The organism is Mycobacterium sp. (assembly GCF_052145595.1).
Lineage (GTDB): Bacteria > Actinomycetota > Actinomycetes > Mycobacteriales > Mycobacteriaceae > Mycobacterium.
Genome location: NZ_JBKQOI010000160.1, coordinates 1 through 11,371, shown reverse-complemented (window position 1 = coordinate 11,371; position 11,371 = coordinate 1). Strand labels below are relative to the sequence as shown.

Below are 11,371 nucleotides of genomic sequence, written 5' to 3'. Positions count from 1 at the left end.
GATGGTCTCGTAGCTCACCGAGTAGAAGGAGGACAACCGCTCGACGTCGTAGCGGAAATTCTCGGCGACGTCGTGGAACTGGCGGTAGGGCAGCACCGCGGCCGCGGCGAAGTAATTGGCCAGCCCCAGCCGGGCCAGCGTGTGCGATTCCTCGCTGGTGAACTTGCCGTCGGCGACCATGCTGTCGATCAGGTCGCCGAACTCCAGGTACGCCAATTCGGCGGCCATCTTGAATACCTGCTGACCCGACGAGAGGTGATTGCTGATTTCCAGTGTCTTGCTCTTGGGGTCATAGCGGTGCAGCACGGTGTCCCCGAGATCGATGCGCCTGGTGATGTGCACTCCGTGCACCTCGGTGAGCCGGCGGGTCAACTCGCGGGCCAGGTCGCCGTGGTGCAGCCGCATCTGGATGGTGAGGTCTTCGGCGGCGGTGTCGAGCTCGTGCAGGTAATTCTGGCGTTGGTAGAAGTAGTCGCGCACTTCTTCGTGGGGCATGGTGATCGACCCGCTGCCACTGCCGTCAAAGAACCGTTCTTCGGTGGCGGCGGCCAACTGCGCGGTGGTGATCCGGTAGCGCCGGTGCAGGTTGACCACCGCGCGCGCCAGGGCGGGATGAGCGCTCACCATCTCGGCCACTTCGGTCGGGTCGACGTCGATGTCCAGATCGCGATCCATCGTCACCTCACGCAGCTCGGCGACCAGCCGGGTGTCGTCCTGGGAGGCGAAGAAGGTCGCGTCGACCCCGAACACCTCGGTGATCCGGAGCAGCACGGCCACGGTCAGCGGGCGAACGTCGTGCTCGATCTGGTTGAGGTAGCTCGGCGAGATCTCCAGCATCTGGGCCAATGCCGCCTGACTGAACCCGCGCTCGTGGCGCAGCTGGCGAACGCGGGAGCCGACAAAGGTCTTGGGCACTTAAAGAAGGGTACCCGCCGCTGCGAAGGCCTGGTTCGCAGAGTTGGCACGCCATACGATTCGATCACGATTGGTATTTGGCAGGGGTGATTGGCATGATTCGCGTCAGGGCTTGGGGGGACAATTAGGGGCCCAACGAGGAGTAAATGGGGAGCGAAGCCGTGAGCCTGGACAAAACATTGATGCCGGTGCCCGACGGCCACCCCGATGTATTCGATCGCGAATGGCCGTTGCGCGTCGGCGACATCGACCGCACGGGCCAGCTGCGGCTGGACGCGGCCGCCCGGCACATCCAGGACATCGGTCAGGACCAGCTGCGTGAGATGGGCTTCGAGGAGACGCACCCGCTATGGATCGTCCGTCGCACCGTGGTTGACCTGATCCGCCCGATCGAGTTCCAGGACATGCTGCGGCTGCGGAGATGGTGTTCGGGTACCTCGAACCGGTGGTGTGAAATGCGGGTGCGCATAGATGGGAAGCGCGGCCGCGGTCTCATCGAATCCGAGGCATTCTGGATCAACATCAACCGGGAAACCCAGATGCCTTCGCGCATCGCCGACGATTTCTTGGCAGCCCTGTACAAGACCACTTCCGTTGATCGGCTGCGGTGGAAGGGCTACCTGAAGCCGGGCGGTCGAGACGACGCGACGGAAATCCACGAGTTCCCGGTCCGCGTCACCGACATCGACCTGTTCGACCACATGAACAACTCGGTCTACTGGAGCGTGATCGAGGACTACCTCGCGTCACACCCCGAACTGTTGCAGGGCCCGCTGCGCACCACGATCGAGCACGAGGCGGCGGTCGCGCTGGGCGACAAGCTGGAGATCATCTCGCATGTTCACCCGGCCGGCTCGACCGATCAGTTCGGTCCCGACCTGGCCGACCGCGCTGTTACAACGCTCACATATGCCGTCGGAGACGAGGCGAAAGCCGTCGCCGCGATCTTCGCTCTCTAGGGCGACCGCCCGCCCCGCCGATTTCCCGCCTGACCTGCGGAGATATAGTTACTGACGGGTAGTTTCTAAAACGGTTAAGCCAACAGATGGCTTTGCAAGATTCGCAAAATCGGGCAGCGTCGTTACGGAAATTGGCAAATGAAATGGGTGGCAAGCAGGGAATGGCGTGTGCCAGGGTCGAGTTAGCATGTCAGTGAAGTTGAGGCTCTAGCTACCGCCGAACCGCGGTTGGCGTGCAGGACTCAGCAATCGATAACCGTTAAGGAGTAAGGCCGATGTCTGTCGTTGGCACCCCGAAGAGCGCCGAGCAGATTCAACACGACTGGGACACGAACCCGCGTTGGAAGGACGTCACCCGCACCTACACCGCCGACGAGGTCGTGGCACTGCAAGGCACCGTCGTCGAGGAGCACACCCTGGCCCGCCGTGGCGCGGAGGTGTTGTGGGAAGAGTTGCATGACCTGGAGTGGGTCAACGCGCTCGGCGCCCTGACCGGCAACATGGCCGTCCAGCAGGTGCGCGCCGGTCTGAAGGCCATCTACCTGTCGGGCTGGCAGGTCGCCGGTGACGCCAACCTGTCCGGCCACACCTACCCCGACCAGAGCCTGTACCCGGCCAACTCGGTGCCGCAGGTGGTCCGCCGCATCAACAACGCGCTGCAGCGCGCCGACCAGATCGCCAAGATCGAGGGCGACAAGTCGGTGGAGAACTGGCTGGCGCCGATCGTCGCCGACGGTGAGGCCGGCTTCGGTGGCGCACTCAACGTCTTCGAGTTGCAGAAGGCCCTGATCGCCGCCGGCGTCGCCGGTTCGCACTGGGAGGACCAGCTGGCCTCGGAGAAGAAGTGTGGTCACTTGGGCGGCAAGGTGCTGATCCCGACCCAACAGCACATCCGCACCCTCACGTCGGCCCGGCTGGCCGCTGACGTCTGCGACGTTCCGACCGTTGTGATCGCCCGTACCGACGCCGAAGCGGCCACCCTGATCACGTCCGACGTCGACGAGCGCGACCGGCCCTTCATCACCGGCGAGCGCACCCGCGAAGGTTTCTACCGCACCAAGAACGGCATCGAGCCGTGCATCGCGCGGGCGAAGGCCTACGCTCCGTTCGCCGACTTGATCTGGATGGAGACCGGCACCCCCGACCTCGAGGTCGCGCGCAAGTTCTCCGAGGCGGTCAAGGACGCGTACCCGGACCAGATGCTGGCCTACAACTGCTCGCCGTCGTTCAACTGGCGCAAGCACCTCGACGACGGCACCATCGCCAAGTTCCAAAAAGAGCTTGCCGCAATGGGATTCAAGTTCCAGTTCATCACGCTGGCCGGCTTCCACGCGCTGAACTACTCGATGTTCGATCTGGCCTACGGCTACGCCCGAAACCAGATGAGCGCCTATGTCGAGTTGCAGGAGCGGGAGTTCGCCGCCGAGGAACGTGGCTACACCGCGACGAAGCACCAGCGCGAGGTGGGCGCCGGTTACTTCGACCGCATCGCCACCACGGTCGACCCCAACTCGTCGACCACCGCCCTGACCGGTTCCACCGAGGAGGGTCAGTTCCACTGAGGATGAGCGGGCTTGCCCGCGAAGACGAAGTGGAACCGACGGCTTGAGCCACTGATCCTTCGCCGAGCAGACGGAGAATCGCACATTTGCGGCTGAGATCATGCGAGTCTGCGTCTGCTCGCGGGAGAAGTTGACAGCATAGGCCCCGCCCAGCGAACCTGGGCGGGGCCTAATGCGGTGCACGACAATACGACTCGGGAGAGAAATACAGTGAGCGACACAACGATCCGGCGGGTGGGGGTTGTCGGGGCCGGGCAGATGGGATCCGGTATCGCCGAGGTCGCCGTCCGAGCGGGTGTCGGCGTGACGGTGTTCGAAACCACCGAGGCGCTGATCACGGCGGGTCGCAACCGCATCGTGAAGTCGCTGGAGCGTGGCGTCAGCGCCGGCAAGGTCACGGAGCGCGAACGCGACCGCGCGCTGAGCATGCTCACCTTCACCACAGACATCAATGACATGGCCGACCGGCAGCTGGTGATCGAGGCCATCGTCGAGGACGAGGTCATCAAGGCCCAGATCTTCGCCGAACTCGACCGGATCATCACCGATCCCGACGCGGTGCTGGCCTCCAACACCTCCAGCATTCCGATCATGAAGATCGCCGCGGCCACCAAGAACCCGCAGCGCGTGCTGGGCCTGCATTTCTTCAATCCGGTCCCGGTGCTGCCGCTGGTCGAGCTGGTGAGCACGCTGGTCACCGACGAAGCCGCCGCCGCCCGGACCGAGGAGTTCGCCAGTGCCGTGCTGGGCAAGCAGGTGGTGCGTTGCTCGGACCGGTCCGGCTTCGTGGTGAACGCGCTACTGGTGCCGTATCTGCTGTCGGCGATCCGGATGGTCGAGGCCGGGTTCGCCAGCGTCGAAGACGTCGATAAGGCCGTTGTTGCCGGGCTCTCGCATCCGATGGGCCCGCTGCGCCTGTCCGACCTTGTTGGCCTGGACACCCTCAAGCTGATCGCGGACAAGATGTTCGAGGAATTCAAGGAGCCGCACTACGGCCCGCCGCCACTTTTGCTCCGCATGGTCGAGGCGGGTCTGCTGGGCAAGAAATCGGGTCAGGGGTTTTACACGTACTGACTTAAGCAGCGCGCTGCAATCTGTGCGCGGCTCATGCGTGACGGGCGCGTGAGATCGTATGAGAGCAGGGGATCGGGTACGATTCTCGGCGATCATCAGACGAGAGGTATTTTTCACGCATGACCAAGTTGAGGCCCTATTACGAAGAGTCGCAATCCATCTATGACGTCTCCGACGAGTTCTTCTCGTTGTTTCTAGACCCGACGATGGGTTACACCTGTGCATACTTCGAGCGCGACGACATGACTCTCGAAGAGGCCCAGAACGCGAAGTTCGACTTGGCGCTGGGAAAGCTGAACCTCGAGCCCGGGATGACGTTGCTCGACATCGGCTGCGGTTGGGGCGGTGCGCTGGTGCGCGCGATCGAGAAATTCGACGTCAATGTCATCGGCATCACACTCAGTCGCAATCAGTGCGAGTACAGCAAGGCCAGGCTCGCCAAGATCCCCACCGAGCGCACCGTCGAGGTGCGGCTGCAGGGCTGGGAGGAGTTCGAGGACAAGGTCGACCGGATCGTCAGCATCGGCGCGTTCGAAGCGTTCAAGTTGGAGCGCTATGCCAAGTTCTTCGAACGGGCCTACAGCGTCCTGCCCGACGACGGTCGCGCGTTGCTGCACACGATTTTGGGCTACAACCAAAAGCAACAGCTTGAACGCGGCGTCTCGATCACCATGAGCGATCTCAAATTCATGAAATTCATCGGGACCGTGATTTTCCCCGGCGGACAGTTGCCGGCACAGGAAGACATTTTCAAATTCGCGGGAGACGCCGGGTTCACCGTCGAACGAGTGCAACTGCTGCAGGAGCACTACGAGCGGACGCTGAACATCTGGGCCGCAAACCTGAAGGCCAACCGCGAACGCGCCATCGCCATCCAGTCCGAAGAGATCTACGACCGCTACATGCACTACCTGACGGGCTGTGAGAAGTTCTTCCACAAGGGCATCTGCAACGTCGGGCAGTTCACGCTGGTCAAGTAGCGGTTCGGCCCGCGTCGGTCACTTCTCCAAAGTGAACTGGTCGACGTCGGTGTACCCCTGGCGGAACATTTTGGCGCACCCGGTCAGGTACCTCATGTACCGGTCGTAGACCGTCTTGGACTGCAGGGCCACCGCCTTGTCCTTATTCGCCTCCAGCGCGGCAGCCCACGTGTCCAGGGTCCTGGCGTAGTGCAATTGCAGAGACTGGATCCGGGTCAGCTTGAAACCGGCCGCGCCGGCGTGCTCTTCGACCATGGCGGGCGTCGGCAGCCAGCCTCCGGGGAATATCTCGGCCAGGATGAACTGGGTGAAGTGGACGATTTCGTGCGTCAGTGGCAGGCCTCTTGCCCTGGCGTCTTTGAAGGTAGGGCGGACGATGGTGTGCAGCATCATCACGCCGTCGGACGGCAGCACCCCGTAGGCCATCTCGAAAAAGCGGGCATAGCGCTGGCGGCCGAAGTGCTCGAACGCGCCGATCGAGACGATGCGGTCGACGGGCTCGTGGAACTTCTCCCATCCCTCGAGCAACACCCGCCGCGTGCGGGGCGTGTCCATCTCGTCGAACACCTTCTGGACGTGCTCGGCCTGGTTCTCCGACAGCGTTAGCCCGACCACGTTGACGTCGTACTTCTCGATGGCGCGTCGCATGGTGGCGCCCCAGCCGCAGCCGATGTCGAGCAGCGTCATCCCCGGTTCCAGGCCCAACTTCGACAGGGAGAGGTCGATTTTGGCGAGCTGCGCCTCCTCGAGAGTCATGTCGTCACGTTCGAAGTACGCGCAGCTGTACGTCTGGGTGGGGTCGAGGAACAACCGGAAGAAGTCGTCCGACAGATCGTAATGTGCTTGCACGTTGCCGAAATGTGGCGTGAGCTGCACAGCCATGAGGAGCGGAGCCTTTCTGTATCTCGGGGTATCGGACCTTCTGCCGACCCGGGAAACCCGGTTCACCCCCGATGCATGCCCTGCATGCTAGCCGTTAAGGCGGCTCAAGTCGCCTGCGGAGGGCGTTGCGTCACACGCGAGTCACAACACGCGCAATACGGCGCCGATCGCCAGGCCCAGGACCAGCAGCGCGCCCGCCTGACGTACATGCACCCAGGCCAGCGCCGCGTACCACAGCGGCCACACCGGAAACTTCGGTGGCGGCTCGTCGGGCCTCGGGCGGCGGAAATACGGCCACACCTTCGCCAGCCGGGGCACCGCCAAGACGACGATCAGCGCGGGCCAGGGCATCGCCCCGACCGCGACGGCAACCGCGACCAGCACGTAGAAGCCGACCATCATCGTCAGCGTGACTACCCGGGCGCGCGCCTCGCCAAGGAGGACCGGCACCGTCCGGATGCCGAGCGGCTCGTCGTAGGGGATCTTGTCGATGTGCTTGCCCATCAGCACCGTCGTGCACAACAAGCCGTAGGGCAGCGACGCCAGCACGACATCCCAACCAACCGCGCCCACCGCGGAGTAGTACGTACCACACACCATCAGCGGACCCCACACGACGAAAACATCGGGCTCACCCAGGCCGCGCTTCTTCAGCCGCAACGGTGGCGCCGTGTAGGCAACGCTCAGGGCGAACCCACCGAGCGCAAAAACCACCACGGGCCAGCCGCGAGCCCATGTCAGCGTAACCAGGATCGCCAGGTCGGCGATGTTCACCAGGAGGATCGCCAGCACCAGCGTGCGGCGGCTGATCAGCCCGGACAGCACCGGGTGCGGGGCGTAGAGCGCGCGCGGGTAGCTTTCGCTGTCGGTACCGACCTGGGTGTCGTAGAGGTCGTTCATGAGGTTGTTGCCGGTGTGCGCCAGCGTGATGCCCAGCACGGCCAGGACCAGCCAGCGCCAATCCAGCCCGGGTTTGCCGACGGCCAACAGCGCCGCGACGAGACCGGAGACCAGGGTCATCGGCAGCACTGCCGCGCGGGTAACGACGAGCCACCGCGTGACGGTGTCGATCGGCACATCCGCGGGCGGGTTGGTGGTGTTCAGTGCGTACGCCCACGACCTCAGCCGTGAGCCCACGCTCACCTCAGGCATTCCTAAAGCCTAGACCGGCTTAATGCCCCCGTGGCGGGACGATTGGCGACGGATGTGGCTGCTCCCGAAACTTCTCCAGCGACCCGCCGACTTCGACGATCCCGCACAGTGCGCTCCAACTGAGCATGGTCAGGTAATCGATCAGCTCGTCGCTGCTCATCCGTGGGTCCGACATCCACGAGTGGGTGGCCAGCTGTACGCCGCCGACGATCAAGTAGGACCATGGCTCCACGCCGCCCGTGTCAATCCCGGCCTCCTGCATGCGGCGGCGCATCATCATCGAAAGCATGCGGGCAATGATTCGCTCGGAGTCGGCGATCACTTTGCTGTTGGTTGGCGAGCTGTTGGCCATCACGAACCGATACGGCTCGGGTTCGGCCGCGACGGTTTCGACGTACACCCGGATGACCTCGCGGGTCAGGTCGAAGCCATCCAGGTTCGATGACAGCGCAGCGGCCATGTTGGGAATCAGCGTGGTCTGCGTGAAGCGCATCATCACAGCCGTCGTCAGGTCGTTCTTGTCGACAAAGTAGCGGTACAGCACGGTCTTGGAGACCCCGATCTCGGCCGCTATTTCGTCCATGCTCAAGTAATGGCCACGCCGGCGAATCGCCACGATCGTGCCGTCAACCAGCTCATTTCGGCGCTCCACCTTATGTTGGTGCCAGCGCCGCTTGCGACCATCCGCCTTAACGGCCACAACCGGGATTTGCTCTGCCACTGTCGCTTCCCACTCATCAGACGCCCCCCGATCCTACGGCGTGTGGGGGACCTTTTGGCGCATGGGCCGCGCATGTGCGGGGCACTTAGGACAGGGTCGTCACACTAACTGCTCACCGCGATAGATGATGGTGTGGTGGCACACAGGGCCTCACATGGAGGCGAAGCGTCGGGCTCCCCGGCGGCGGGACCGAACCGAATCACGCCGTCGACCGAGACCCGGCGGGCTCACACATCCTTGGCGGAATCCTTCGCCGGGGCTGATCCCGAGACCGACGCGGAGCGGCTGGTCGCGCTGCGCCGGATGAAGGTAGTGGCACTCAGCTTTTTGATCGGTGCCACAGGCGTGTTCCTCGCCTGTCGCTGGGCGCAGGCAGCCCACGCCGGCACGGGCGTCTGGGTCGGCTACGTCGGTGCGGCCGCGGAGGCCGGCATGGTGGGCGCACTGGCCGACTGGTTCGCCGTAACCGCGCTGTTCAAGCACCCGCTGGGCATACCCATTCCGCACACCGCAATCATCAAGCGCAAGAAAGACCAGCTCGGGGAGGGGCTGGGAACCTTCGTGCGAGAGAACTTCCTCTCACCGCCGGTCGTAGAGACCAAGCTGCGCGACGCCGAGGTGCCCGGCCGGCTGGGTAAGTGGCTGTCGGAGACCGTACACGCCGAGCGGGTGGCGAGCGAAACGGCCACGGTATTACGGGTGCTGGTCGAGCTTTTGCGCGACGACGACGTCCAGCAGGTGATCGACCGGATGATCGTGCGCCGCATCGCCGAACCGCAGTGGGGCCCCCCGGTGGGCCGGGTGCTGGGTACCCTGCTGGCCGAGAACCGGCAGGAGGCCCTGATCCAGTTGCTGGCCGATCGGGCGTTTGAGTGGTCGCTGAACGCCGGAGAGGTCATCCAGAGGGTGGTCGAGCGTGACTCGCCGAGCTGGTCGCCTCGGTTCATCGACCATCTCGTCGGCGACCGCATCCACCGCGAGTTGATGGACTTCACCGACAAGGTGCGCCGCAACCCTGACCACGAATTGCGCCGGTCGGCGACCCGCTTTCTGTTCGAATTCGCCGACGACCTACAGCACGACCAGGACACCATCGCGCGCGCCGAGGCGGTCAAAGAGCAGCTGATGGCGCGCGACGAGATCGCCGATGCCGCCGCGACAGCGTGGAAGACGCTGAAAAGGCTGGTGCTCGAAGGCGTCGACGACCCGTCCAGCACTTTGCGCACGCGCATCGCCGACACCGCGGTTCGGATTGGGGAATCACTGCGCGACGACGCCAACCTGCGCGACAAGGTCGACAACTGGATAGTTCGGGCAGCCCAGCATCTGGTCTCCGAGTATGGGGTGGAAATCACGGCGATCATCACCGAGACGATCAAGCGCTGGGACGCCGAGGAAGCCAGTCGCCGGATCGAATTGCACGTGGGTCGTGACCTGCAATTTATCCGGATCAACGGCACCGTGGTGGGCGCATTGGCGGGGCTGGTGATCTACGCCGTCGCGCAGCTGCTTTTCTAGGAGTGCTAACAAGTGCTTGCAAAAGCAAGCACACGTCCGTACGCTGATGCTCGTCAAGATCTGCCGTCGGACCCAGGGGGTACGCAATGCCACCGGAGGAGAAGCTCTCCGCCAAGGTGTCCACCGCGGCTTCTGACATGGCTTCTGACATCGGCAGCTTCATCAGGAGCCAGCGCGAGAACGCACAAGTATCGGTGCGACAACTTGCCGAACGGTCCGGTGTCAGCAACCCTTACCTGAGTCAGGTGGAGCGCGGATTGCGCAAACCGTCCGCCGACGTCCTGAACCAGATCGCGAAGGCATTGCGGGTTTCCGCCGAGGTGCTCTACGTGCGGGCGGGGATTCTCGAGCCCAGCGACAAGAGTCAGGTGCGTGACGCGATCATCACCGATACGGCGATCACCGAGCGTCAGAAGCAGATTCTGCTCGACATCTACGCCTCGTTCACCCAACAAAACGAATCGATTGATGAGGAGTGTCCGACCAATTCCGACAGCGACGAGTGATCAGCCGATTTCGGGTGGCACCGTTAAGTCAATCGGCTGGCCCATTCCGCCAGAACACGCCTTCCGGATCGCGCCAATTATTAGGTGACGCATAGATACCCGGCCGCTTGGTTACCCAGAAAGAAGGGGCCTGACGCCAAGCCCCGTGCGCCACCCGCGGTCCGAATCAACAACCGACCCGATCAATCAGGAGGTTCATTCGCAAGTTGCGTGCCATGTCAATTCGCGGGTCTTGACTACTCCTCCGTGAGGAGCCGACGCTTGCCTAGTTCCCAGACCAGACACGTTAAAACGCCGATAACGACACAAACCATGAAAGGAAACACCATGGCGGAAAACTCAAACATCGAAGACTTGCGCGCTCCGCTGCTGGCGGCTCTGGGTGCGGCCGACTTGGCCCTGGCCACGGTCAACGACCTGATCACCGGCCTGCGCGACCGTGCCGAAGAAACCCGCACCGACACCCGCAGTCGTGTCGAGGAGAGCCGTGCTCGCCTGTCCAAGCTGCAGGAGGACCTGCCCGAGCAGTTCACCGAGCTGCGCGAAAGGTTCACCCCCGAAGAGTTGCGCAAGGCCGCCGAGGGCTACCTGGAGGCAGCGACCAGCCGCTACAACGATCTGGTCGAGCGGGGCGAGGCCGCCCTGGAGCGGTTGCGCAGCCAGCGGCCCTTCGAGGATGCGTCGGCGCGCGCCGAGGGCTACGTCGACCAGGCCGTCGAGCTGACTCAGGATGCGCTCGGCACCGTGGCATCGCAGACCCGCGCGGTCGGTGAGCGCGCGGCGAAGCTCGTCGGCATCGAGCTGCCGAAGAAGGCTGAAGGTGCCAAGAAGGTTGCGGCCAAGAAGGCGCCTGCGAAGAAGGCTCCGGCCAAGAAGGCTCCGGCCAAGAAGGCAGCGGCCAAGAAGGTCACTCAGAAGTTGTCAGGCACCGAGTTGCCCTAGCCAACTCGGACCAAGCAAGACACTCGACTCCGAGTTGCCCTAGGCAACTCGGACCAAGCAAGACACTCGACTCCGAGTTGCCCTAGCCAACTCGGACCAAGCAAGACACTCGACTCCGAGTTGCCCTAGGCAACTCGGACCAAGCAAGACACTCGACTCC

Annotated in this window: 10 protein-coding genes and 1 pseudogene; 7 read left to right on the top strand and 4 right to left on the bottom strand. The window is 63.6% G+C overall.

Annotated elements, in window-relative coordinates; all coding sequences use genetic code 11:
• A partial coding sequence (locus tag ACLP4W_RS14380; protein ID WP_442386941.1) for a helix-turn-helix domain-containing protein occupies nucleotides 1-915 on the bottom strand: 915 nt, incomplete at its 3' end.
• Nucleotides 916-1,076: 161 nt separating this feature from the next.
• Here ACLP4W_RS14380 and ACLP4W_RS14375 point away from each other — a divergent pair.
• The 4 genes from ACLP4W_RS14375 to ACLP4W_RS14360 all read left to right on the top strand — a co-directional run bounded on the left by ACLP4W_RS14375 (nucleotide 1,077) and on the right by ACLP4W_RS14360 (nucleotide 5,490).
• The gene (locus ACLP4W_RS14375) at nucleotides 1,077-1,874 is read left to right on the top strand and encodes an acyl-ACP thioesterase domain-containing protein (protein WP_442386939.1); all 798 of its coding nucleotides are present in this window, start codon (nucleotides 1,077-1,079) and stop codon (nucleotides 1,872-1,874) included.
• A 275-nt stretch (nucleotides 1,875-2,149) separates the two neighbouring features.
• Nucleotides 2,150-3,436 (top strand): isocitrate lyase, encoded by a 1,287-nt coding sequence (aceA, locus tag ACLP4W_RS14370; protein WP_442386937.1) that lies wholly within the window; start codon nucleotides 2,150-2,152, stop codon nucleotides 3,434-3,436.
• A gap of 210 nt (nucleotides 3,437-3,646) precedes the next feature.
• The gene (locus ACLP4W_RS14365; protein ID WP_442386935.1) at nucleotides 3,647-4,510 is read left to right on the top strand and encodes a 3-hydroxybutyryl-CoA dehydrogenase; all 864 of its coding nucleotides are present in this window, start codon (nucleotides 3,647-3,649) and stop codon (nucleotides 4,508-4,510) included.
• 119 nt (nucleotides 4,511-4,629) lie between these two features.
• Nucleotides 4,630-5,490, top strand: a complete 861-nt coding sequence (locus tag ACLP4W_RS14360; RefSeq protein WP_442386933.1) for a cyclopropane mycolic acid synthase family methyltransferase — start codon at nucleotides 4,630-4,632, stop codon at nucleotides 5,488-5,490.
• A gap of 18 nt (nucleotides 5,491-5,508) precedes the next feature.
• Here the strand turns inward: ACLP4W_RS14360 and pcaA are convergent, their stop codons facing one another.
• From pcaA to ACLP4W_RS14345, 3 genes are all read right to left on the bottom strand, one after another.
• A complete protein-coding gene (gene pcaA / locus ACLP4W_RS14355) occupies nucleotides 5,509-6,372 on the bottom strand; it encodes a cyclopropane mycolic acid synthase PcaA (protein WP_442386931.1) in 864 nt (287 codons plus the stop codon).
• A 141-nt stretch (nucleotides 6,373-6,513) separates the two neighbouring features.
• A complete protein-coding gene (locus ACLP4W_RS14350; protein ID WP_442386929.1) occupies nucleotides 6,514-7,524 on the bottom strand; it encodes a prenyltransferase in 1,011 nt (336 codons plus the stop codon).
• A 19-nt stretch (nucleotides 7,525-7,543) separates the two neighbouring features.
• Nucleotides 7,544-8,245 (bottom strand): TetR/AcrR family transcriptional regulator, encoded by a 702-nt coding sequence (locus ACLP4W_RS14345; protein WP_442386927.1) that lies wholly within the window; start codon nucleotides 8,243-8,245, stop codon nucleotides 7,544-7,546.
• Between the two features lie 132 nt (nucleotides 8,246-8,377).
• Here ACLP4W_RS14345 and ACLP4W_RS14340 point away from each other — a divergent pair, with 132 nt between their 5' ends.
• The 3 genes and pseudogenes from ACLP4W_RS14340 (at nucleotide 8,378) to hbhA (ending at nucleotide 11,211) form a co-directional block, all read left to right on the top strand.
• Complete coding sequence (locus ACLP4W_RS14340) at nucleotides 8,378-9,763, top strand: DUF445 domain-containing protein (RefSeq protein ID WP_442386925.1); 1,386 nt, start codon at nucleotides 8,378-8,380, stop codon at nucleotides 9,761-9,763.
• An 86-nt stretch (nucleotides 9,764-9,849) separates the two neighbouring features.
• Nucleotides 9,850-10,270, top strand: a pseudogene (locus ACLP4W_RS14335) (helix-turn-helix domain-containing protein); the annotation flags it as partial.
• A 326-nt stretch (nucleotides 10,271-10,596) separates the two neighbouring features.
• Nucleotides 10,597-11,211: a heparin-binding hemagglutinin HbhA gene (gene hbhA / locus ACLP4W_RS14330; RefSeq protein WP_442386923.1), complete on the top strand. Its 615-nt coding sequence runs from the start codon at nucleotides 10,597-10,599 to the stop codon at nucleotides 11,209-11,211.
• The last annotated feature ends 160 nt before the right edge of the window (nucleotides 11,212-11,371 follow it).